Origin of the sequence: Proteus sp. FZP2095 (assembly GCF_023701425.1) — a bacterium.
In the GTDB taxonomy this organism is placed as follows: Bacteria; Pseudomonadota; Gammaproteobacteria; order Enterobacterales; family Enterobacteriaceae; genus Proteus; species Proteus cibarius.
On the sequence record NZ_JAMQBJ010000002.1, the window covers coordinates 432,259 to 456,807 of the forward strand.

20 protein-coding genes and 1 tRNA gene are annotated in these 24,549 nt (G+C 38.7%); 15 read left to right on the plus strand and 6 right to left on the minus strand.

Features of this window, described 5'->3' with window-relative positions:
- Positions 1 to 47 precede the first annotated feature (47 nt).
- The gene (gene hemL / locus NBG71_RS12130) at positions 48 to 1,334 is read right to left on the minus strand and encodes a glutamate-1-semialdehyde 2,1-aminomutase (protein WP_075673457.1); all 1,287 of its coding nucleotides are present in this window, start codon (positions 1,332 to 1,334) and stop codon (positions 48 to 50) included.
- Between the two features lie 275 nt (positions 1,335 to 1,609).
- Between hemL and erpA the strand changes: the two genes are divergently transcribed.
- Entirely contained in the window at positions 1,610 to 1,954 is a 345-nt protein-coding gene (gene erpA / locus NBG71_RS12135) for an iron-sulfur cluster insertion protein ErpA (RefSeq protein WP_006534944.1), read from the plus strand.
- A 221-nt stretch (positions 1,955 to 2,175) separates the two neighbouring features.
- Here the strand turns inward: erpA and btuF are convergent, their stop codons facing one another.
- Positions 2,176 to 3,003 (minus strand): vitamin B12 ABC transporter substrate-binding protein BtuF, encoded by an 828-nt coding sequence (gene btuF, locus NBG71_RS12140; RefSeq protein ID WP_075673456.1) that lies wholly within the window; start codon positions 3,001 to 3,003, stop codon positions 2,176 to 2,178.
- Positions 3,004 to 3,108: 105 nt separating this feature from the next.
- Positions 3,109 to 3,804 carry a 5'-methylthioadenosine/S-adenosylhomocysteine nucleosidase gene (mtnN, locus tag NBG71_RS12145; protein ID WP_075673455.1) on the minus strand — a complete coding sequence of 232 codons (696 nt, stop codon included), beginning with the start codon at positions 3,802 to 3,804 and terminating at the stop codon, positions 3,109 to 3,111.
- Between the two features lie 127 nt (positions 3,805 to 3,931).
- On the opposite strand from mtnN, the gene dgt reads away from it, so the two are divergent.
- The 7 genes from dgt (at position 3,932) to NBG71_RS12180 (ending at position 15,581) form a co-directional block, all read left to right on the plus strand.
- Complete coding sequence (gene dgt / locus NBG71_RS12150) at positions 3,932 to 5,440, plus strand: dGTPase (RefSeq protein WP_191901810.1); 1,509 nt, start codon at positions 3,932 to 3,934, stop codon at positions 5,438 to 5,440.
- A 389-nt stretch (positions 5,441 to 5,829) separates the two neighbouring features.
- On the plus strand, positions 5,830 to 7,155 hold the full coding sequence (rlmD, locus tag NBG71_RS12155; protein WP_250916883.1) for a 23S rRNA (uracil(1939)-C(5))-methyltransferase RlmD: 1,326 nt from the start codon (positions 5,830 to 5,832) through the stop codon (positions 7,153 to 7,155).
- 71 nt (positions 7,156 to 7,226) lie between these two features.
- Positions 7,227 to 9,464, plus strand: coding sequence for a GTP diphosphokinase (relA, locus tag NBG71_RS12160; protein ID WP_075673388.1), 2,238 nt, complete (start codon positions 7,227 to 7,229; stop codon positions 9,462 to 9,464).
- Positions 9,465 to 9,566: 102 nt separating this feature from the next.
- Positions 9,567 to 10,364: a nucleoside triphosphate pyrophosphohydrolase gene (gene mazG, locus NBG71_RS12165; protein WP_075673389.1), complete on the plus strand. Its 798-nt coding sequence runs from the start codon at positions 9,567 to 9,569 to the stop codon at positions 10,362 to 10,364.
- Positions 10,365 to 10,875: 511 nt separating this feature from the next.
- Entirely contained in the window at positions 10,876 to 12,513 is a 1,638-nt protein-coding gene (gene pyrG / locus NBG71_RS12170) for a glutamine hydrolyzing CTP synthase (RefSeq protein ID WP_075673391.1), read from the plus strand.
- 62 nt (positions 12,514 to 12,575) lie between these two features.
- Complete coding sequence (eno, locus tag NBG71_RS12175; protein ID WP_075673392.1) at positions 12,576 to 13,877, plus strand: phosphopyruvate hydratase; 1,302 nt, start codon at positions 12,576 to 12,578, stop codon at positions 13,875 to 13,877.
- A gap of 321 nt (positions 13,878 to 14,198) precedes the next feature.
- Positions 14,199 to 15,581: an SLC13 family permease gene (locus NBG71_RS12180; RefSeq protein WP_004247295.1), complete on the plus strand. Its 1,383-nt coding sequence runs from the start codon at positions 14,199 to 14,201 to the stop codon at positions 15,579 to 15,581.
- A gap of 247 nt (positions 15,582 to 15,828) precedes the next feature.
- Here the strand turns inward: NBG71_RS12180 and mltD are convergent, their stop codons facing one another.
- Positions 15,829 to 17,163 carry a murein transglycosylase D gene (gene mltD, locus NBG71_RS12185; protein WP_075673393.1) on the minus strand — a complete coding sequence of 445 codons (1,335 nt, stop codon included), beginning with the start codon at positions 17,161 to 17,163 and terminating at the stop codon, positions 15,829 to 15,831.
- A gap of 75 nt (positions 17,164 to 17,238) precedes the next feature.
- On the minus strand, positions 17,239 to 17,994 hold the full coding sequence (gene gloB, locus NBG71_RS12190) for a hydroxyacylglutathione hydrolase (protein WP_250916884.1): 756 nt from the start codon (positions 17,992 to 17,994) through the stop codon (positions 17,239 to 17,241).
- 38 nt (positions 17,995 to 18,032) lie between these two features.
- On the opposite strand from gloB, the gene NBG71_RS12195 reads away from it, so the two are divergent.
- The gene (locus NBG71_RS12195) at positions 18,033 to 18,749 is read left to right on the plus strand and encodes a methyltransferase domain-containing protein (protein WP_075673395.1); all 717 of its coding nucleotides are present in this window, start codon (positions 18,033 to 18,035) and stop codon (positions 18,747 to 18,749) included.
- 4 nt (positions 18,750 to 18,753) lie between these two features.
- Here the strand turns inward: NBG71_RS12195 and rnhA are convergent, their stop codons facing one another.
- On the minus strand, positions 18,754 to 19,242 hold the full coding sequence (gene rnhA / locus NBG71_RS12200) for a ribonuclease HI (protein ID WP_075673396.1): 489 nt from the start codon (positions 19,240 to 19,242) through the stop codon (positions 18,754 to 18,756).
- Between the two features lie 65 nt (positions 19,243 to 19,307).
- Between rnhA and dnaQ the strand changes: the two genes are divergently transcribed.
- The 6 genes from dnaQ (at position 19,308) to tkt (ending at position 24,414) form a co-directional block, all read left to right on the plus strand.
- Positions 19,308 to 20,060 carry a DNA polymerase III subunit epsilon gene (gene dnaQ / locus NBG71_RS12205; RefSeq protein ID WP_075673397.1) on the plus strand — a complete coding sequence of 251 codons (753 nt, stop codon included), beginning with the start codon at positions 19,308 to 19,310 and terminating at the stop codon, positions 20,058 to 20,060.
- Between the two features lie 123 nt (positions 20,061 to 20,183).
- Positions 20,184 to 20,260, plus strand: a tRNA-Asp gene (locus tag NBG71_RS12210).
- 135 nt (positions 20,261 to 20,395) lie between these two features.
- A complete protein-coding gene (locus tag NBG71_RS12215) occupies positions 20,396 to 20,941 on the plus strand; it encodes a nuclease (RefSeq protein ID WP_075673398.1) in 546 nt (181 codons plus the stop codon).
- Position 20,942: 1 nt separating this feature from the next.
- A complete protein-coding gene (locus NBG71_RS12220; RefSeq protein WP_075673399.1) occupies positions 20,943 to 21,296 on the plus strand; it encodes a hypothetical protein in 354 nt (117 codons plus the stop codon).
- Positions 21,297 to 21,402: 106 nt separating this feature from the next.
- Entirely contained in the window at positions 21,403 to 21,861 is a 459-nt protein-coding gene (locus NBG71_RS12225; RefSeq protein WP_099659925.1) for a hypothetical protein, read from the plus strand.
- Positions 21,862 to 22,419: 558 nt separating this feature from the next.
- The gene (tkt, locus tag NBG71_RS12230; RefSeq protein WP_250916885.1) at positions 22,420 to 24,414 is read left to right on the plus strand and encodes a transketolase; all 1,995 of its coding nucleotides are present in this window, start codon (positions 22,420 to 22,422) and stop codon (positions 24,412 to 24,414) included.
- The last annotated feature ends 135 nt before the right edge of the window (positions 24,415 to 24,549 follow it).

Genomic DNA, 24,549 nt, shown 5'->3' on the forward strand with positions numbered 1-24,549 from the left:
GTTTTTTGTTTATTTACATCTTATTTTATCAAAAAACTAATCGGATCTTAGCCCTTCATCTGAGCAAAAGCATATTCCGCTGCATCAATAGTGCGTTGAATATCTTCTTTGGTATGAGCAATCGACATAAAGCCAGCTTCAAATGCTGAAGGCGCAAGGTAGATGCGTTTTTCTAACATTAAGTGGAAAAATTGCTTAAAGCGCTCGACATCGCAGTTCATCACATCTTGATAGCAAGTCACTTCTTTTGCATCCGTAAAGAATAGACCAAACATACCGCCAACATGGTTGATAACCATTGGAATGCCCGCTTGTTGTGCTTTTTCAAGTAAACCATCAGCTAGCATTGTTGTTAGCTCATTTAATGTTTGATGAACACCCGGTTGTGATACTTCGTGTAAACACGCGAGACCTGCTGCCATTGCAATGGGGTTACCTGATAACGTCCCCGCTTGGTAAACAGGCCCAATTGGTGCGAGTTTAGACATCACTTCCATATGTCCACCAAATGCACCCACTGGCATACCGCCACCAATGATTTTACCTAAGCATGTTAAGTCAGGATCAACATCGTAGTAAGCTTGTGCGCCACCTAATGCGACGCGAAAGCCTGTCATAACTTCATCTATAATCAGCAATGCACCATACTCATCACATAATGCACGCAAGCCCGGTAAGAAGTCTGCTTTTGGTGGTACACAGTTCATATTGCCTGCAACAGGTTCAACAATGATACAAGCGACTTCTTCAGGGTAGTTTTCAAATGCTTGGCGTACAGAATTCAAATCATTGTAAGTACAGGTTAAGGTGTGTTTTACAAAATCAGCCGGTACACCCGGTGAATTTGGCTGCCCCATCGTTAATGCGCCAGAGCCCGCTTTTACTAATAGACAATCAGCATGACCGTGGTAGCAACCTTCAAACTTAATGATTTTGTCACGACCAGTGTAACCTCGAGCAAGGCGAATAGCGCTCATTGTCGCTTCTGTCCCTGAGTTCACCATGCGAACCATATCCATGGAAGGTACAAGTTCAGTAACTAGGTTTGCCATTTCAACTTCAGCTGCCGTTGGTGCACCAAAGCTTAGACCTTTTTGTACAGCGTCAGTAACTGCATGGCGAATAGAAGGGTGGTTGTGGCCTAAAACCATCGGTCCCCATGAGCCGACATAGTCAAGGTAAGCTCGTCCATCAACATCATAAATATACGCACCATTAGCACGTTCAATAAAAAGAGGGGTTCCACCTACACCGTTAAATGCTCTAACAGGTGAGTTGACACCGCCGGGGATCACTTGTTGTGCGAGATTATAAAGCGTTTCAGACTTGCTCATGTCAGACTCCTAATGATGGGTGAGCGTAAGATTAAGGCGTATTCTAAAGCACCGCGCAGATGAAGCCAAATATACGACAACAACATTTTGATTTATCACTGTTATTGTGGGTACGTGGTTTATCGTAAAAAGTGATAGGTAGCAAAAAGTGTATTTTGTCCACAACAAACTTGAAGGTTATGAGCAGGTATTAGATAATCATCACATTATATCAGCAAGAAATATAAATTTTTGCTGGCTGTTTTTTTGCTGGAATACCCAGTCTGGAGTGAACAATGAGTGATGATATGGCTCTGCCGTTACAATTTACTGACGCGGCTGCAAATAAAGTAAAAGATTTGATTGCGGATGAAGAAAATCCAAATCTGCGTTTACGTGTTTATATCACGGGTGGCGGTTGTAGCGGATTCCAGTATGGTTTTACCTTTGATGATGCAATGAATGAAGGTGATATGACCATAGAAAAACAAGGCGTTGCCTTAGTGGTTGATCCGATGAGTTTACAGTATTTAGTGGGTGGCTGTGTGGATTATACCGAGGGATTGGAAGGGTCGCGTTTTATTGTGACGAATCCTAATGCTAAGAGTACGTGTGGTTGCGGTTCCTCCTTTAGTATTTGATCCTTCTTTGGCGTCGTGGCTGTGCAGTAGTGCCACGGCGTTAGAGCAGTGCTCGTAATGCTCACATACTAATATATGCTCCGCTTACTGTGCGCTGTCTGTCTTGTTGCACTGCTTGCTCACGACTTTTGTCTGTGGTTACTCTTCTCTTTTTTTCTTCTCTTCTTTATTTTTGATTGTTTAAAGGGTTGTGTATTAGTAGCGATAGAATAATTATTTTGCTAATGGTTCGTTGCTATTGCCTTACAAACTTGCTGTGCTGCGTTAATAATACGCGGTGCAGGTCGACTAAAACTGTCTTCATCAATAGCAATAACGGGTACAGTGAGCTGAGGTTGCCAAAATGCTTGTACTGTAGGTATTTGATCTGCTTTACCACTGAATATAATTAAATCAGGTTGTTTTGTAAGTACTTGCTCACGACTTACTTGAGGCCATGCCACAGAGCTATTAGCAAAGATATTTTCACCGCCACAAAGTTCAATAATATAGCTTTGTAATGTGTTATTTGATGTGGTAAATAACGGCTGCATCCCAAATTGGATAAACACCTTTTTCTTGGGATGATTAGATATAGTTGATGAGTATTGTTGCTGCAATACTTGATATTGCTGGCGTAATTGTTGGGCATTTTTTAATGCAATATCAGGATGATGGCTATAATTGGAAAGAGTAACGAGATCGTCTGCAATTTCTTCAATACTTTGTGGATCAGAATAGATGATAGGGATACCCAAAGCTTTTAACTGATCTAACGAACGTTGTGGATTACCGCCTTGCCATGCAATCACTAAATCTGGCTTTAATAATAGAATGCGTTCGATATTAATACCCTGCCAATTGGCAACTTGTTCAATACTTTTGGCTCTCTCTGGATAATCAGAGTAAGCACTAACTCCGACAATATTATCACTCATCCCTGCGGCATAAGCCATTTCGGTGGCTGATGGCGATAGCGTAATAACACGATCAGCAGGCGTGATAGCAATGGCAAAGTTTAGCCAAAATAATGAACAGAGTAATAATCCAAAATTGATAAATAAACGCATTGTTATTCCAATAATAAAAAATACCCACCTAACTTTTATCTTAGAATAAGTAAAAAATAAAGGTGGGGGTATTGATAAAGCGATATTAGGATTATCTCGACTTAATTAGTCTTTTAATTTATCCAACATCGCTGTCACCATTAAGCTTGATTGTTCTGCTGCTACAGATAAAAATTCATCAAAGCTTAAATGTGATTCTTTATCAGCCACATCAGAAATAGCGCGAACTACAACAAATGGTGTGTTGAATTGATGACAAACATGACCAATCGCGGTGGATTCCATTTCTACGGCAGCAACATCTGGGAATGTACGACGAATGCGCGCTAAAGGCTCTGAACCATTAATAAAGGCATCACCGCTACAAATTAAACCACGAACAGCATTTAATTTTAGCGATTCAATACACTCTTCTGCGATGCTAACAAGTTTAGGATCTGCAATAAAAGCAGGAGGGCATTGTGCCATTTGACCAGGTTCATAACCAAACGCAGTAACATCTGCATCGTGATAGCGAACTTCTGTTGAAACAACGATATCACCGACATTTAATCTTGAGTCTAAGCCACCCGCAGAACCAGTATTGATAACAACATCAGGGCGAAAATGCTCAAGCAATAAGGTTGTGCCAATCGCAGCCGCAACTTTACCAATACCTGATTTTAATAATGCAATATCAACACCGTTGATTGTGCCTGTATAGATTTCACAACCGCCACGAGATAAGATTTGGCAATCTTCAATTTTCTCACGTAGAAGTGTGACTTCTTGCTCCATTGCACCTATTACGCCAACTCTCATTGTGTCATACTCACTTGTAGGTTAATAATAAATAGAAATTTAAATAGAGTTTAACATCTATCGGAAAAACACGATATAACACAAAGAATAGAGAATTCGTTTCATCGAAACCAGAAAGAGGACAGAAATGATCGATTTTAAGCTGAAGTTAAATTATCAACGCAAATATAACAGCAGTGATATCGATATTAACGATGAAATGCAGGTTTCTCGTCAATTTGAAAGTGATCGTGGCCGTATTATTAACTCAGCCGCTATTCGGCGTTTACAACAAAAAACGCAAGTCTTTCCTTTAGAGCAAAATTCCGCAGTACGTAGCCGTCTTACTCATTCTCTTGAAGTTCAGCAAATTGGTCGTTATATCGCTAAACAAATTATCGGCGAATTAAAAAAACAAAATAAGCTTGAAGTGTATGGCTTAATTGATCGCATCGATAGTCTTGAAAGTTTAATTGAGATGGCGTGCTTAATGCACGATATTGGTAATCCACCTTTTGGTCATTTTGGTGAGGCCGCGATTAAGCATTGGTTTCAAAAAGTATTATCACCAGAGGCGACAGCCGAATTCGATAATTGCCCGTTTATCCCTATGCAGTATTCAGCTAAAGTGCAATTAAATGAATTGCGACAAACTTTACGCCAAGATTTATGCCAATTTGAAGGCAATGCTCAAGCTATTCGAATGGCGCATCATCTTCTTAAATTGAATTTAACCTATGCTCAAATAGGTTGTGTATTAAAATATACTCGTCCTGCTTATTGGCAAGGTGAAATCCCCAAAGAATATAGCTATTTAATGAAGAAACCGGGGTATTACTGGTCTGAATTAGCATTCGTAAAAGAAGTACAAGAAAAATTAGATATGGGCGAATTTTGTCGCTTTCCTCTCACATATATTATGGAAGCTGCCGACGATATCTCGTATTGCATTGCGGATTTAGATGATGCGGTAGAAAAGGGGATTTTTGATATCAACCGTCTTGTTCAACTTTTACGAGATGCATGGCGTGAAAATGGTGATGTGACCGAAGGTGATTTATTCGATATTACTGTGAATCGTGCCTATAAAAAAGTCGATCAAAATGAAGCTAAACGTAGCATGCAAGATCAGTTTTTTATGTATTTACGAGTTTATATTACAGGAAAATTAGTCCCTTATACGGCGTACCGTTTTATAAAAAATCTCCCTCAAGTTTATGACGGGAGTTTTAATCACGCCTTATTGGAGGGAGATAGTGCAGAGCATCGTTTATTAACAACATTAAAAAGTGTCGCTAAAAAATGGGTGTTTAGCCATCCTGAAGTTGAAGAGCTTGAAATGAAAGGATATCGCGTGATCAGTGGATTACTTGATATTTATAAGCCCTTGCTTTTATTATCAACTGAAGATTTTTTAAGATTGCATAAATATAACGAACATCCTAAATATGTAATTGAGACGCGTTTATATCATAAGCTTTCTGTTAAACATAAACTGGCTTATAACGAAATGTTAGAAAAGCTAAATGATATAAATCCTGAAAAAGGAAAAATTTTAGAGTTTTATTATCGTACCAGATTAATTCAAGATTATATCAGTGGAATGACTGATCATTATGCTTATGAAGAATATAGAAAATTAATGGTTTGTGATTAATTTGTAATCATTAAGAGAAATGCTATCTAATTGATTGGTGATAATTTTTAGACTTTTCTTAGTGATAATAAATGTTTATTAAAATAACAGAAAATAGATGTTATTAATTGTAAATATATTCAATATAAAAGTTATATATAATATTTGTTAGTTATAGAACAATATAAAATTCATAAAGCGAGTGCCTTAGGTTGTTATCATTAAAAGTTTTCTCAATTTAACAAAAATATTGCTTATATCAGTTAAGTAAATAACTTGTTCGATGTTATACTCTTCCCATGTTTTCTTCTGAAATGCATAGTCATTCATGTAACGCTGAAAAACATACAGCGTATTCTAAAACGATGCCATTTCACTGTTAATCCGTCATTGATACTTAATTTAATACTATGGTGCAGTTTTATTCTCCTAAAAAACGCCCTGTGAAAAAACAGGCGACAACTCTGGAAGTGACCGCCAGTGCATTGGATGCAAATGGTCAAGGTATTGCTCATGCTGAGGGCAAAACGATTTTTGTAAAAGGATTACTCCCACAAGAAACTGCTCGTATTCGTTTAACAGAAGAAAAGCGCCAGTTTGCTAAAGGCGAGGTTATTAAGCGTTTAACTACTAGTGAGCAGCGTATAACGCCTCATTGTGAATATTATGAGCGTTGTGGTGGTTGTCAGCAGCAACATGTGCCGATTGCGTTACAACGTACAACAAAAGCGGGTGTGTTATCACATCTTATTAAACGTGAAACGGGTGTGGTGATTTCGGCGGAACCTGTTATTTCCGGCGCTGAATATGGTTATCGTCGTAGAGCAAGATTGGGATTGCGTTATCAACCTGAAAAAGGGTTGGTGATGGGCTTTCGCCAAGAGCGCTCTAATGATTTGGTCATGATAAAAAAATGCCCAGTATTAAAATCACAGTTAAATGATTTATTGTCTCCTCTTTGGGAATGTTTTAAACAATTAACATCAGTACGTGATTTAGGGCATGTTGAAATGGTGCTCGCTGATAATGGGCCGTTGGTGATTTTACGTCATCTATCACCATTACCTGAGAGTGATAAACAGAGTTTGCGTGATTTCTCTCAAACTCATCAAGTTACGATGTATCTTGCAGGTGATAATAGCGAGATAGCACGATTAACTTCAATTGAGAAGGAACCCTTCTATCAAATAGAAGGTCTAAATTTACGTTTTGCACCTACTGATTTTATTCAAGTAAACGATGAAATAAATCCTAAGATGGTTGCTCAAGCTATTGAATGGCTTGATTTATCGCCAGAAGATCGCGTGTTAGATCTGTTTTGTGGTATGGGAAACTTTACTTTACCTATCGCAAAACGTGTCAGTGAAGTGGTGGGCATCGAAGGTGTACCTGCGCTGGTTGAAATGGCGAAAAAGAATGCAGAACTAAACCAACTAGGTAATGCGCATTTTTGGCATGCAGATTTATCAGCTGATTTCTCTGCGATGTCGTGGTCGAAAGAAGGTTTTAACAAAGTGTTGTTAGATCCCGCAAGAGCAGGCGCTTTGGAGGTAATGTCACATATTGTGAAGTTATCCGCAGAAAAAATTGTGTATGTCTCCTGTAATCCGACCACGTTAGCCAGAGATAGTAAGATATTATTAGATTCTGGATATCAGCTAGCCGGTTTAAAAATGTTGGATATGTTTCCACAAACGGGTCATCTGGAATCAATGGCACTGTTTAGTCGAAAGTAAATTTATTTGAAAATAAACAGTTAGCCAGTAAATAAGTCGCAAATAAGATTTATACCGTGTAGGGAGAGAATATGGTTGCAGTAAGAAGTGCTCACTTAACACCTGCAGGAGAGTTTGCTGTTGATAAATGGGTCAATAGCTTGAACTTAACCCATGTCAATGCGGGTAGTGAAATCATGCAAACCTGGGAATACTGCCATCGTACTGTTCAAGGGCGTGAAGATGCCGAACTGTTATTGTGGCGTGGTGTTGAAATGGTTGAGCTTCTTTCGACACTAAGCATGGATAAAGACAGCATGAGGGCAGCGCTTCTTTTCCCACTTGCTGAAGAAAATCTTATTGATCAGGAAATTGTTACTGAACACTTTGGTGATGCCATTTGGAGCTTAGTGCGTGGTGTTATGGAGATGGATGCCATACGCCAATTAAAAGCGACACACACTAATGAAACAAGTTCAGTTCAGGTAGATAACGTGCGTCGCATGCTGTTATCTATGGTGGAAGATTTCCGTTGTGTGGTCATTAAACTTTCAGAACGTATTGCCCATTTACGTGAAGTGAAAGATGCCACAGAAGATGAGCGCGTACTGGCTGCTAAAGAGTGTTTTAATATTTATGCACCATTAGCCAACCGATTGGGTATTGGTCAATTAAAATGGGAGTTAGAAGATTTTTGTTTCCGCTATCTTCATCCTGATGAATATAAAAAAATAGCAAGCTTGCTTCATGAGCGCCGTATCGATCGCGAACAGTACATTGATAATTTTGTCAGTACAGTACGTGGTTATATGAAAGAAGAAAATGTCGATGTAGATATCTATGGACGTCCCAAACACATCTATAGTATTTGGCGCAAAATGAAGAAAAAGAACCTCGCATTCGATGAGTTATTTGATGTGAGAGCGGTACGTATTGTTGTTGAACGTCTTCAAGACTGCTATGCAGCATTAGGGATTGTACATACGCATTTCCGTCATTTACCTGATGAATTCGATGATTATGTTGCAAATCCAAAACCGAATGGCTATCAATCTATTCATACGGTTGTGTTAGGGCCTGAAGGCAAAACGGTTGAGATCCAAATTCGTACTCGCCAAATGCATGAAGATGCTGAATTGGGTGTGGCTGCGCACTGGAAATATAAAGAAGGTGCAACTGGCGCTGCAACGAAAGGCGGTACAGGCAGTTATGAAAACCGCATTGCATGGTTACGTAAACTGATTGCATGGCAAGAAGAGATGGCGGATTCTGGCGAAATGTTGGATGAAGTCCGGAGCCAAGTCTTTGATGATAGAGTTTACGTCTTTACACCAAAAGGTGATGTAGTTGATTTACCAGCGGGATCAACACCACTTGATTTTGCTTATCATATTCATAGTGATGTGGGACATCGCTGTATTGGAGCGAAAATTGGCGGGCGTATTGTGCCGTTTAGCTATCAATTACAGATGGGTGACCAAATTGAAATTATCACGCAAAAACATCCTAATCCAAGTCGTGATTGGTTAAATCCTAACTTAGGTTATGTCACCACAAGTCGTGGGCGTGCGAAAATTCATAATTGGTTCCGTAAGCAAGATCGCGATAAAAATATTCTTGCTGGACGCCAGATTTTAGATAACGAATTGGCGCATATGGATATCAACATGAAAGAAGCAGAAAAACTGCTGATTGCGCGTTATAACGTGCATAGTGTTGATGAAGTATTAGCTGGTATTGGTGTCGGTGATATCAGAATTAACCAGTTAGTGAACTTTATTCAAAGTAAATTAAATAAAGCCACTGCGGAAGATGAAGATAAAGAAGCTCTGCGGACACTTGAAAACAAAACGCCAGCACCTAGAGCCACAGGATCAGGTGGAAGCATTGTTGTCGAAGGTGTGGGTAACTTAATGCATCATATCGCACGTTGTTGCCAACCTATTCCGGGTGACAATATTGTCGGCTTTATCACTAAAGGTCGTGGTATTTCGATTCACCGCGCTGACTGTGAGCAACTTGCTGAACTGCTTTCTCATGCACCAGAACGTATCGTTGATGCGGTATGGGGAGAGAATTACTCTAGTGGTTATTCATTAGTTGTTCGTGTTGTTGCTAATGATCGTAGTGGATTATTGCGTGATATCACCACTATTTTAGCGAATGAAAAAGTCAATGTGCTAGGTGTCAGTAGCCGTAGTGATGTGAAGCAACAAATTGCGACAATCGATATGAATATTGAGATTTATAATCTCCAAGTATTAGGTCGTATTTTGGCAAAACTTAATCAGTTGCCTGATGTGATAGAGGCGAAACGCTTTTCTCACTAAAACATTAAAATGATAAGATGCCGAGACAACTGTTCTCGGCATTTTTTTATCTAAAAATGTATTAAACAGGATAAAGCTCACTCTTATTTAAAAGGCAATATGATGTCAGAAAATCGTGAAATCTTTCGTTTATTAGAAATTATGGCGCAGTTACGTGATCCAGATACTGGATGCGAATGGGATAAAGTGCAGACTTTTGACACTATCGCGCCTTATACATTAGAAGAAACGTATGAGGTGTTAGATGCTATTACTCGTAAAGATTTTGCTGATTTAAAAGAAGAGTTAGGCGATTTGCTTTATCAAGTTGTTTTTTATTCACGAATGGCGCAAGAGCAAAAATTATTTGATTTTAATGATGTTTGTGAAGCGATTAGTAATAAGCTAGAACGTCGTCATCCTCATATCTTTGCCTCTGAAAGCGAAAACAATTTATCAACGGAAAAACATCGCTGGGAAAAGCTGAAAGCACAAGAGCGTGAAGCAAAAGCACAATTTTCATTATTAGATGATATTCCCGCTACATTACCCGCTTTGATGAAAGCAGAAAAAATTCAGAAACGATGTGCTTCTGTCGGATTTGATTGGAATGAACTTGAACCTGTTTTAGGTAAAGTGTTTGAGGAAATTAATGAAGTGATGGCTGAAGTGAAAAAAACACCTCAAGATGCGTCTAAAATTGAAGATGAATTGGGTGATTTACTATTTTCAGTTGTAAATTTATCTCGGCATTTAAAACAAAAACCAGAACAAGCATTAAATCGAGCATGTCGTAAATTTGAACAACGCTTTCGCTTTGTTGAAAAAACGCTCTCGGAAGATGGCATAGACATAGAAAATGCTTCATTGGAAGAGATGGAGATCTGTTGGCAGAAAGCAAAGAAACAACAGATTGAGTGAATTGTGACACGCAAATTAACGCCAGTGTGACATAAAATGCGATAAAAATAGCTTGTAACATCTCGTTTTTTCAGCTGTTTTTATAAAACTTGTTAAAAATCGAAATTATAAAAGGTAATTTCGTTTTTTTGTTTTTAGATGATTTTAAATATTGCAGTTACATTTAATTGCATTAAAAATGTGATTAACCTCAAAAAAATTAAAAGCATGATCATAAGCAAAAGATCTCGCTATAAACCTGCTACACTTAATATCGTGAAAAAAATAAAGCATCTCTTTTCTAAAAGTGGTATCTTAGCTGAAAGGATTAAGCTAAAATGCTTGAGAAATATTTTCACGGGTTTAGTTTATTGAATTTTTACTGTTTTTTCGTGTTTAAACGGATAAGTGGCGTGATGAAAAAGAACTTTATACTACTAAGAATATTTGTAGCGAAAATAAGGTTCGGGTATACTGTGTTCCCGTCCAGTTATATCCATCATCCTAATACACCTAAACTTTCAGGTTCAGCATGAAAACGAATTATATTTTTGTGACCGGCGGGGTCGTATCCTCTCTGGGTAAAGGCATTGCCGCAGCCTCTCTGGCGGCTATACTCGAAGCCCGTGGACTCAATGTCACCATGATGAAGTTGGATCCGTATATCAACGTCGATCCAGGTACTATGAGCCCAATTCAGCACGGGGAAGTCTTCGTCACTGACGATGGTGCTGAGACTGATCTCGACTTAGGACACTATGAGCGCTTTATTCGCACGAAAATGACTCGTCGTAATAACTTCACGACAGGTCGCGTATACTCTGAAGTATTACGTAAAGAGCGCCGTGGTGACTATCTTGGGGCTACAATTCAAGTTATTCCTCATATCACTAATGAAATCAAAGAACGCATCATCCGTGGCGGTGAAGGCCATGATGTCGTTTTAGTTGAAGTCGGCGGGACTGTTGGTGATATCGAATCTTTACCATTCTTAGAAGCGATTCGCCAAATGGCAGCAGAAGTGGGCCGTGAGCACACATTCTACCTACATTTAACATTAGTGCCTTATTTAGCCGCTTCTGGTGAAGTGAAAACCAAACCAACTCAGCATTCTGTAAAAGAATTACTGTCGATCGGTATTCAGCCAGATGCGTTGATTTGCCGTTCAGACCGCGTTATTCCTGCAAACGAACGTGCCAAAATTGCACTGTTCTGTAATGTGCCAGAGAAAGCGGTTATTTCATTAAAAGACGTCGATTCCATTTATAAAATCCCTGCACTATTGAAATCACAGGGATTAGATGATTATATCTGTAAACGATTCAGCTTAGATTGCCCAGTTGCAAATCTTGCAGAGTGGGAACAAGTTATTTACGAAGAAGCTAATCCTGAAGGCGAAGTAACCATTGGTATGGTTGGTAAATATGTTGAATTACCAGATGCCTATAAATCAGTGATTGAAGCATTAAAACATGGTGGTTTCAAAAGCCGTGTTACTGTAAATATCAAATTAATTGATTCACAAGACGTTGAAACCCGTGGCGTAGAAATGCTTAAAGGGTTAGATGCAATCTTAGTACCTGGTGGTTTTGGTGAACGTGGTGTTGAGGGCAAGATTATGGCTGCTCAATATGCGCGTGAAAATAAAATCCCTTACTTAGGCATTTGCTTAGGTATGCAGGTTGCTATGATTGAGTTTGCACGTAATGTTGTTGGTATGGAAGGCGCAAACTCTACTGAATTTGCACCAGATTGCAAATATCCAGTTATCGCATTAATTACTGAATGGCGCGATGAAAATGGCAACATTGAAGTGCGTTCAGATGAAAGTGATTTAGGTGGCACGATGCGCCTTGGTGCTCAGCCTTGCCATTTAAGTGGTGATAGCTTAGTTCGTACACTGTATGGCAAAAACACCATTACAGAGCGCCATCGTCACCGTTATGAAGTAAATAATCTGCTATTAAAACGTATCGAAGATGCGGGTTTACGTATTGCAGGTCGTTCAGTAGATAACAAACTGGTGGAAATTATTGAAAATCCAAACCATCCTTGGTTTGTTGCTTGTCAGTTCCACCCAGAGTTTACCTCAACGCCGCGTGACGGCCATCCGTTATTTGCAGGCTTTGTGAAAGCAGCCTTTGATAACCAAAAAGGCCTGCTGAAATAGGATATATGAGAAGAGATAGGGTATCTCTTCTCGGAAATTTAACTTGTACAGAGGAAAACCGAATGTCCAAAATCGTTAAAGTACTTGGTCGTGAAATTATTGATTCTCGTGGCAACCCAACAGTTGAAGCAGAAGTTCACTTAGAAGGTGGTTTTGTTGGTATGGCAGCGGCTCCATCAGGTGCATCAACAGGTTCTCGCGAAGCTTTAGAATTACGTGATGGTGATAAATCACGTTTCTTAGGTAAAGGTGTTCTGAAAGCGGTTTCAGCTGTTAATGGTCCAATCGCTAAAGCGATCCTTGGCCAGGATGCAAAAGACCAAGCTAACATCGATAAAATCATGATCGATTTAGACGGTACTGAAAACAAATCAAACTTTGGTGCAAACGCAATCCTAGCGGTTTCTTTAGCAAACGCAAAAGCAGCAGCTGCTGCGAAAGGTATGCCTTTGTATGAGCACATTTCTGATCTGAACGGTACTCACGGTCAATATTCTATGCCTCTGCCAATGATGAACATCATCAATGGTGGTGAGCACGCAGATAACAACGTTGATATCCAAGAATTCATGATCCAACCAGTTGGCGCACCTACTCTGAAAGAAGCAGTGCGTATGGGTTCAGAAATCTTCCATCACTTAGCAAAAGTGCTGAAAGCAAAAGGTATGAACACAGCTGTTGGTGACGAAGGTGGTTATGCGCCAAACTTAGAATCTAACGCTGCTGCATTAGCAGCTATCAAAGAAGCCGTTGAGAAAGCTGGTTACGTTTTAGGTAAAGACGTTACTCTGGCTATGGACTGTGCAGCTTCTGAGTTCTACAACAACGAAACTGGTAACTACGAACTGAAAGGCGAAGGCAAAACCTTCACTTCACAAGAGTTCACTCATTACTTAGAAGAACTGACTAAACAATACCCAATCGTTTCTATCGAAGATGGTTTAAACGAATCTGATTGGGATGGTTTTGCATACCAAACTAAAGTTCTTGGTGACAAAATCCAACTGGTTGGTGACGACCTGTTTGTAACTAACACTAAGATCCTGAAAGAAGGTATCGACAAAGGCATCGCTAACTCAATTCTGATCAAATTTAACCAAATCGGTTCACTGACAGAAACTTTAGCAGCAATCAAAATGGCGAAAGATGCAGGCTACACAGCTGTTATCTCTCACCGTTCTGGTGAAACAGAAGATGCAACTATCGCTGACTTAGCAGTTGGTACAGCAGCTGGCCAAATCAAAACAGGTTCTATGAGCCGTTCTGACCGTGTTGCTAAATATAACCAACTGATCCGTATCGAAGAAGCATTAGGTAACAAAGCACCTTTCAACGGTCTGAAAGAAGTTAAAGGCCAAGCATAATCTTGCACCTTTGATTAAAAAATCTTATTGATTGAAAAGGGGAGAGCCTTAAGTTCTCCCCTTTTTTTAATTTTTTTTCAGAAAAAACAGAATATTTATTCTTAACATCATTGAAAAAAGTGTGATGTGTAAGAGAAAATAGTGTTCAATTATTACTCTTTTATTAATAAATTGGTTAATTCTCGTGGATGAGATCCCAATTATACGTTTTGCACATTTTCAATGGTGCGAAATGTTTTTATATTTCACATATAACCTATTTCGTTAACAATTTAAGCTTAGTGAATCCAATATTCATATCAGCTAATGTGGAGTATTATCATGGACGCGTCCAATTTAGCCCCATCGGCGAAGTCGAGCCCGATAAACAAACGAGGGTTAATCATTCTGGCTATTGATGTGGTGTTATTACTACTTCTGCTAGAATTTTTACCTTATGATCCAAAGGCCAATGCAGGTTTAGCATTAATGGTGTTTGTGGGAGTGTTATGGCTGACAGAAGCCATTCACGTTACGATAACAGCATTATTTATACCTATTTTAGCCGTTGTGCTTGGGCTAATGAATACCAATGAGTCATTAAAATCATTTGCGAATCCCATCATTTTCTTATTCTTCGGTGGCTTTGCATTAGCGACAGCGCTTCATATTCAAGGGCTAGATCGCTTAATTGCTAACCGCTTGCTGATGATTGCAAAAGGTAAACTTTCAATTGCTGTATTGCTGTTATTTGGTGTTACTGCATTACTCTCAATGTGGATCAGTAACACAGCAACAGCCGCGATGATGTTACCTTTAGTGTTAGGTATCCTCTCCAACCTAGATATTCGTTCAGAGCGTAATACCTTTGTATTCGTATTATTAGGTGTTGCTTATAGTGCGAGTATTGGTGGCTTAGGTACGTTAGTGGGAAGCCCGCCAAATGCGATTGCAGCAGCTCAGCTGAACTTAGATTTTATTACGTGGATGAAGTATGGTGTCCCAATCATGCTGGTATTATTACCTATCATGTTTATCGTGATGTATCTGATGCTACGTCCTAACTTAAAACATAAGTTTGATCTGAAATTAGAAGTGTTAGAGTGGAATAACAAACGTGTTATTACCATGATCATCTTCTTGGTTACTGTATTTTGCTGGATCTTCAGCTCTTTTATTAGCAGCGCTTTTGGTGGTGTAAAAGATCTGGATACCGTTATTGCGGTCAGTGCTGCAATTGTTATCGGTGTGACTGGGGTCGCTAGTTGGAGCCAAATCCAAGAGAACACAGAGTGGGGAGTATTAATGCTGTTTGGTGGTGGTTTAACACTAAGCGCAATTTTACAATCATCTGGTGCAAGTTTAGTTATGGCTGACTTTATGAAAGATACCTTTGGTAATAGCCACTGGTTCGTGATTATCCTTGCAGTAACAACCTTCATCATCGTATTAACTGAATTTACCAGTAATACAGCGAGTGCGGCGTTATTAGTACCAATCTTTGCAACGGTTGCACAAGCATTAGGCATGCCAGTAATGGCGTTAACTATGATTATCGGTATCGGTGCATCTTGTGCGTTCATGCTACCTGTTGCAACCCCACCAAATGCGATTGTCTTTGGTTCTGGTTATATCAAACAGACAGAGATGGTACGTGTCGGTGGTGTACTGAACTTAGTGTGTATCTTAGTTATCTCTCTGTTTGCTTGGTTCTTCTGGCTATAAAGCTAATACACTAAATTAACCTAAATAGAGCGCTTGATAGTTATATCTGGCGCTTTTTTATTGCTATCGTTTGTCTATTATTTGAATTGATATCATTGAGATAAGATTAGAAAAGAAATAGAGCAAACACAGTATGTGGCATGAATTGGATAAATGGCTTTTTTATCACTTGTAAAAAAGCCATCAAGATTAAGACTAAAGATGTCATAACATTGATGGCTTTTAATCAGAATAGAAAATGAGCTAACTATTTTGTATAAAGCGTAAGTTGTGTACCGGGCTTTAACATTTTAATATCTGAGTTCCAACTCATTAATAATTTAAGGTTAATGCCGTGGCGACGGGCAATACTGTAATAAGAATCACCTTGGCGTACTTTATAGTAGCTTGGTGAAGGTTTTGTTGGTTTCGTTGTCGTGGTGCTACTGACACTACCTGCATTATGAATTTTTAATGTCTGACCAACCAGCAATGTGCTCTTTGCATTTAACCCATTAATACGCTGTAAGTCTTTGATACTCATATTATAGCGACGAGCAATAGCGTAAAAGGAATCCCCTGAACGAACCTTATAAACGCCTTCTTGCTTAATAGATTGATTCGTTTTGGCGACGGCCAAGCGAATAGTTTCTAATATAGCTTCATCTTCAAAAGCGTTACGGAATTGGTCAAGCTTATTGCGAGGCAACATAATGACATGAGGGCCATTAGGTGCAGTTATTCCACGTTTATAGCCGGGGTTATAGTCTTTCACGGTATTAATAGGTAACTGACTTAATTCAGCGACTTTACTTAACGTGATTTGCTCACCGACATCAAATGAGGCTAATGCTTTATCGCGATAGTTACTTTTTGGGAAAGTAATATCTTGTTCGTTTTCACGAATAACCTTACTTAAAGCGAGAATTTTCGGCACGTAATTCATCGTTTCTTTAGGTAAAGAAAGCGACCAATAGTCTGTTGGTAGGTTTTTACTTTCATTTGCCTTTATTGCTTGCATAACACGGCCTTCACCAGCGTTATAAGCAGCAAGGGCAAGTGCCCAATCACTATCAAACATCACATACAAACGCTCTAGTAAATCAAGAGCTGCTTTAGTTGATGCCATAACATCACGACGACCGTCATACCATTGATTTTGTGCCAAACCATAGTAATTACCCGTTATTGGTACAAATTGCCATAAACCCGCTGCATTTGCAGAAGAGGTAACATGAGGATTAAACGCACTTTCAACGACAGGAACAAGAGCAAGTTCCATCGGTAATTCACGTTTTTCAATTTCATCAATAATCGAATACATATAAGGCTCAGCGCGAGTAGCAACGCTCTGTATATGTTTGGGATTATTTAAAAAATATAATTCTTGCTGCGAGATCCTTTCATTTTCGGGGAGGTCCATTTTTAATTCACTTACTACATAACCCCATAAATTGGTTTTTACATCATATTGAGGTTGGTGAGAAGTTGAAGTCCCTTTCGTTGATATTGGTGCATTCGCAGACAAATTAGGTTTAATGTTCTCAGATTGCTGGCAACCCGCCAGTAGCAATATGGAGAACAAAATCGCTTTTGTCTTCATAATAGAAAAATTCATCCTGTGTGTTTTTTGAACCAAATGATACTTAGTGTGCCAAAATAAAACAACCAATAGGAATTAAAAGTTGTCTTTTAATTCTCTTAATTTTGTAAATGTCTTAATTGTAGCATAAGTATTAGTGGTTATACCTAAAATCCTTTGCAAATCAATATCGTCAGATTTCAAAAAAAGATTAATATTCTTTTCGTTTTTCAGTGTCATTGGCACAGTAGGTTGCAAATTTTTACGCATTTCACTAACTTGGGCTAAATAATCGGTAATAAGTGCATTTTCTGGCATGATATGATGTGCAAAGGTCATATTTGATAGGGTGTATTCATGAGCACAACAAATTAATGTGTCATCAGGTAAAGCACTCAATCTTTGTAATGAACTGAACATTTGTTGTGCGGTTCCTTCGAATAAACGGCCACAACCACCAGAAAAAAGTGTATCGCCACAAAATAAATAGGGCTCGCAATAATAAGCAACATGACCCAATGTATGGCCCGGCGTACCAATCACATTAAAAGTAAAAGAGCCAACAATAATACGCTCTTGATTATGAATAATATTTTCAGCCCCTTTACTTTGTGTTTCTTGTGGGCCAAAAATGTCGATGTTAGGATATTTTTTGGCAAGTTCAGCAACACCACCAACATGATCATCATGATGATGGGTTAATAAAATCGCGATAGGCGTTAGTGAACGTTGTGAGAGCATTTCAATAACAGGTTTGGCCTGTGACGGATCAACAATCACACATTCACTATTTTCATTACTTAATAGCCAAATGTAGTTATCGGATAAAGCAGGAATTCTGATAAGCTCCATATAAGTTACCTTACTTATAAAATATAAAGGGTTAAACGATGAAAGCAGCGCGTTCAGTAAAACCAATTACAATGCCGGACTCTTGGCGTGATATTCCTTGGGGAGAATATTATCGCATGGCGATTGAATTGCGTTTACAAAACTGGTGGCCGAAAATGTATGGCTTTCATTTGCTGAAACTCGGTCAACTCAGTGCCGAACTGGATACCAAATTAAGTATCGTTTCACATCAAGTCAATGTGACATCAAATGCAATAAATGCGGATGTTATAGCGTCTTTGGATTATCTACCCTTTGAAAATAAATCGGTTGATGTTTGCCTTATGGCTCATGTGCTTGATTATAGTGCAGATCCCCATTGGCTATTAAGAGAAGCTGATCGTGTTTTAATTGATGATGGCTGGATAGTATTAACGAGCTTCAACCCTATTAGTTTATTAGGACTGGGTAAATGCACGCCTCTCTTGCGACAAAAACAGCCTTATTCAAGTCGTATGTTTTCACTTCGTCGGCAAATTGATTGGCTTAGTGTGCTAAATTACGAAGTGATGACACAACAGAATTTTCAGATTATGCCATTTTCAAGACCAATAAAACGTGATGGTAGCCGCTATCACACCGGAGGCTGTTTAAATTTAATTATCGCTCGCAAAAGAACGCTCCCTTTAACACCCACCGCGTTGAAATTTGCATTGCCACGCATGAGTGTAAAAGGTCGAGTTTTAGGGGCTACACGCAATCACTCAGAGCCATAAAACATTACTCGTTGGCTGTCTTATCTTTCTGGCTTTCAATATAGCCCGTGTCTTCTTGTGTAGGTGATTGAGCCGCCGTTTTTGCTAATTCATCACAACGTTCATTTTCATCATGACCTGCATGGCCTTTTACCCAATGCCATTCAATTTCATGACGAGTAATAGCACTATCTAAGCGTTTCCATAAATCAACATTAAGTACAGGGCTTTTGTCTGCTTTACGCCATTGACGCTTTTTCCAGCTATGGATCCACTGTGTAATACCCTGTCTGACATATTGGCTATCTGTTGTCAGTGTAATTTTACAAGGGAATTTTAATGTTTCTAATGCTACGATAGCGGCAAGAAGTTCCATTCGGTTATTGGTGGTCATAAAAAATCCTTCACTTAGGGTTTTTTCATGTTGTTGATAGCGTAAAATAGCGCCATAACCACCGGGGCCTGGGTTGCCTAAGCATGAACCATCGGTGAATATTTCTACCTGCTTGTGCATAAAGGCGACTTATCCTTTTTGATTAATACGAAAAACTAACCCTAAGTCTGACATAAAAACGGATTATGAGCACTCCAATCACACGACAAATTGTACTTGATACCGAAACCACCGGTATGAATAAGCTGGGCGTTCATTATGAAGGTCATAATATCATTGAAATTGGTGCCGTAGAGGTTATCAATCGTCGATTAACAGGGCGAAATTTCCATGTTTATATTAAGCCTGAAAGATTAGTTGATCCTGAAGCATTTGAAGTTCACGGTATTAGTGATGAGTTTTTAGAGGATTGTCCTTCTTTTGCCGATATTGCTGACGAATTTTTAGAATATATCCGTGGCGCAGAGCTGATCATTCATAACGCATCGTTCGATATCGGCTTTATGGACTATGAGTTTAGAAAGCTTAATCGTGATATTCCGCCTACTGAAACGTTCTGCCAAATTACTGATAGCCTTGCAATGGCAAGGGCATTATTCCCCGGCAAACGAAATAACCTTGATGCCTTATGTGATAGATACTTTATAGATAATTCTAAACGTACTCTTCACGGCGCGTTATTGGATGCTGAAATACTTTCTGATGTTTACTTGGCGATGACTGGTGGACAAACAGCACTAGCATTTTCAATGGATGGTGAATCAAGTAACGAACAAGAGCAAAATGATATTCAGCGTATCGAGCGCCCAGTTTCAGGTTTAAGAGTAATAAGAGCCACCGCAGAAGAACTTGCTGAGCATGAGTCTCGATTAGACTTAGTTGAGAAGAAAGGTGGGCATTGTTTATGGCGTCCTGCATCAAATGATGAGGCGGTTTGAATATAAAAAAAGCAGAATTGTTTAGTTGAGATTAAAAACTATCCAAATGCATCTTTTTGTTAGAAAAACAGTTGACGACAAGGCAAGAGATTCGTAATATTCACCTCGTCCGAAAGGATACGCGGAGCGGTAGTTCAGTTGGTTAGAATACCTGCCTGTCACGCAGGGGGTCGCGGGTTCGAGTCCCGTCCGTTCCGCCAACATTCCAAACCCCAGCATTTATGCTGGGGTTTTTTGCTTTATTAGCCTAAAAAACTTCAAATTTTAATTATTCCAATCCTCAGTTAATACGCTATCTTATCTTAATAGTTAACACTATTCTTGAGGCAGTTCTTATGTTATTAACTCTCGACCAAATCACAAAAGAGTTAGAAGATAAATTTTCTCCTTTAGGTGAGGATTTTAATGATTTAATTCTTTTTAAAAGAACAACACCTCTTACTGGTTTAGGTTTGCTAGAACAGACGCTAACACTCTCCCTTCCTGATGATTTTACTTCTTTTATTTCTCTCTATAATTTAGATAATTTCTCATTATTTAATATCAGTTTTGGCTGTGGTGAAGATTATCTTGAAAGACTTTTCATGCTAAATAGTCCTAATGAGTTTGCTCAATGGTGGATTGGTGATAAACGACCTGAAAACATCATTGTTATTGCATTGTCAGATCCTTATACCATCTTATTAAATACTCAAACAGGGAATGTTTTTGCAATGACGAGTGAATCATCTATGGATAGTTTCGAACATATTGCAGTGAATTTTTGTGTTTTTTTTCGCGCAGTTGCCACACTGTTTTTAACAGATATTTCGCCAGAGAGAATTATTGAGCTAACCTCATCTCAAACAACTTCATTTTGGTATCAATTAAGACCTGAATAAGATGAAAAATATAAAGAAAAAAGAGCTAGTTTATGATGGTTTTGAAGATGATTTTTATCAGTTAAATCACCTTATTCAATGTCCTTATTATGATGAAGATATGTCAGTTAGCGTAACGCAATTAAGAGACTTAGACAGCTTAGATGAAGAGGTAACACAGCAGGTAATAAATAAGATTAAAGGACTTACTTTAAATCTAGGAACGCGCTATAGCTATGATGGTTTATCGGTAATGTGTGATATTCAAAAATCAAAAAAAGAAAATATGCAGTTGCTTGGTTTATTTGCTATTGGTGAAAGACAGCCTGCGCGGTATCAAATAATAGTCTTAGGGATATTTAGGATTAATTTATGAACACGGAATTTTATTTACGTTTAAGTATGCTATCTAAAAAAACATAATCATTATGTTATGTTGAAATCAGACAGAATTAACGTAGAAATAATTGAGTCTATTAGCCATGAGCTTTTTTAACGAAATCCAACAAAAAGTCAGCATTACACCTTTCTTTTCTAATATGGGAAAGGGAAGCATTGATGATAAGAAAATTATCTATTTTCAAAGTATCCAAGCTTGTTTTGAATCGTCTTTAAATGTTGAATGGTTGCCAACTTCTCCTACGCAAGATGATCCTTTCTATATAAAACAAGAATACCCCAAAGATTTGGCCGAGATGCGATTAGTTGTCAGTAAAGCCGTGATAGAGAGTCTAAAAGCGTTTTCTGTACCAGATAGTCAATTTCAATACGATGTACATAACTTTAAAATTGCAGCAAGAAATGCGATATGTTACGCATTTAGGCAGTATCTTACTGAAAAATACTTCAATTATGGTGACAACTGGGAAAGGATCATTCAGATTTACTACCAAGGTCATTTTCCGATAGGTTTTTATAAAAAGAAATTAGTGGTGATTTAACTGCTAGTTATTTAAAAAGAGTTTTCAGTTAGAGTGACAACTAGAATTAAATTTGTTTTTATCCTTTTTTATTAATATTAAAAAGTAACATTTACGTTACGCTGATTTTTCCTTTTAGCTATATATGATGTAAATAAGATTTTTATTACTGAATCAGTGAATTATCTGCTTTTTATCTTTTTTAAGCTCTTATAATTCTACGTCCTTGCAACAAGTTTAGTTAGTTATTAGGTTATAATTAAAACAAATACAGTATTTGTTTGATTTGATGGATAATTCAGCAATAAAATTTTATCTTGATTAGTCATATCAAGCTAAGGTTTAATAGCACGCTTCTCAATTGCGCAAATTATTGTCTTTTTTGCTTTTTGTTGCGCAACAATGCGGTGGTGTAATGTTATTTTCCGCTTTAATCGTAAAAAATGCTGTGCAAATCAAAGAATTATTGCTTTATGCTAATTACGATAGCCACCTTTGTGGATTTTTTATATTGCGGTTTTTTGCCCGCATTGAGAGAATCAGCTATCTAGATGCTTTTTATCCGACTTGGAGTAGAAAATGACCACTCGTAAAACCCTTGCTAATGCGATCCGTTTTTTAAGTATGGATGCTGTGCAAAAAGCTAAATCAGGACACCCTGGCGCCCCTATGGGTATGGCTGATATTGCAGAAGTATTATGGCGTGATTTTTTAAATCATAATCCAATTAACCCTAACTGGGCTGATCGTGACCGTTTCGTTTTATCTAATGGTCATGCTTCAATGCTGATTTACAGCTTACTGCACCTGTCTGGTTATGATCTTTCTTTAGATGATCTGAAAAATTTCCGTCAATTGCATTCTAAAACACCAGGTCACCCAGAATATGGTTACACCGCGGGTGTTGAAACAACAACAGGTCCTTTAGGTCAAGGTATTGCAAACGCAGTGGGTTTTGCAATTGCAGAACGTACATTAGCGGCTCAATTTAACCGTCCTGGTCATGATATCGTTGACCACTACACCTACGCCTTTATGGGTGATGGTTGTATGATGGAAGGTATCTCTCATGAAGCATGTTCTTTAGCGGGAACATTACAGTTAGGTAAACTGATCGCATTTTACGATGACAATGGTATCTCTATTGATGGTCAAGTGCATGGTTGGTTTACTGATAACACAGCAGAACGTTTCGACGCTTATGGCTGGCATGTAATTAGTGGCATTGATGGTCACGATGCAGCAAGCATTAAAGCCGCTGTTGAAGCAGCAAAAAAAATCACTGACAAACCTTCACTGTTGATTTGTAAAACCACTATCGGTTTTGGTTCTCCTCATAAAGCAGGTACTGCTGATTCCCACGGTTCTCCATTAGGTGATGCAGAAATTGCTGAAACACGTAAAGCGTTAGGTTGGGAATACGGTGCATTCGAAATTCCACAAGAAATCTATAAAGAGTGGGATGCAAAAGAAGCGGGTAAAGCAAAAGAAGCTGCATGGGATGCTAAATTTGCCGCATACGCAGCACAGTTCCCTGAATTAGCGGCTGAATTTAAACGTCGTATTTCTGGTGAATTACCAGCAAACTGGGAAAAAGATTCCAAAGCATTTATTGAAAATCTGCAACAAAACCCTTCAAGCATTGCAAGCCGTAAAGCATCTCAAAATGCATTAGAAGCATTCGGTAAAGTATTACCAGAATTTATGGGTGGTTCTGCGGACTTAGCACCAAGTAACCTGACTATGTGGTCTGGTTCTAAAGCGCTGAATGAAGACAAAGCGGGTAACTACATCCATTACGGTGTACGTGAATTTGGTATGTCTGCAATCATGAACGGTATTGCATTACACGGCGGTTTTGTTCCTTATGGCGCTACCTTCCTGATGTTTATGGAATATGCACGTAATGCTGTACGTATGGCTGCACTGATGAAGATCCGTAGTATCTTTGTTTATACTCATGACTCTATCGGTCTGGGTGAAGATGGCCCAACTCACCAACCTGTTGAGCAAATGGCTAGCCTGCGTGTAACACCAAACGTGAGCACATGGCGTCCATGTGACCAAGTTGAATCAGCTGTTGCATGGAAATATGCAATAGATCGTAAAGATGGCCCAACAGCTCTGATCTTCTCTCGTCAAAATCTTGCACAACAACCTCGTACTCCAGAGCAACTGGCAAATATCGAGAAGGGTGGTTACATCCTGAAAGATTGCGCAGGTACTCCAGAATTAATCTTTATCGCAACAGGCTCTGAAGTTGAATTAGCGGTTAGCGCTTATGAACAACTGACAGCTGAAGGCCGTAAAGTACGTGTTGTTTCTATGCCAGCAACTGATGCATTTGATAAACAAGATGCAGATTACCGTGAAGCAGTATTACCAGAATCAGTGAAAGCTCGTGTTGCTATCGAAGCAGGTATTGCTGACTACTGGTTCAAGTATGTTGGTTTAGATGGTGCGATTGTAGGTATGCGCAGCTTCGGTGAATCTGCGCCTGCAAACGAACTATTTGAAGAGTTTGGTTTTACTGTTGAAAATGTGGTTACACAGGCAAAATCTTTACTTAAATAATCAATAAGTGTTAACAAGAGCACATTTTTGGGAAGAATTTCTCAGATGTGCTCTTTTTTTATCCTTCCATCTTTGTTTACTATTGCGATCTTCTCTCATTTCTCGTAATCTGATTATCAGTAAGCTGAACCGTTT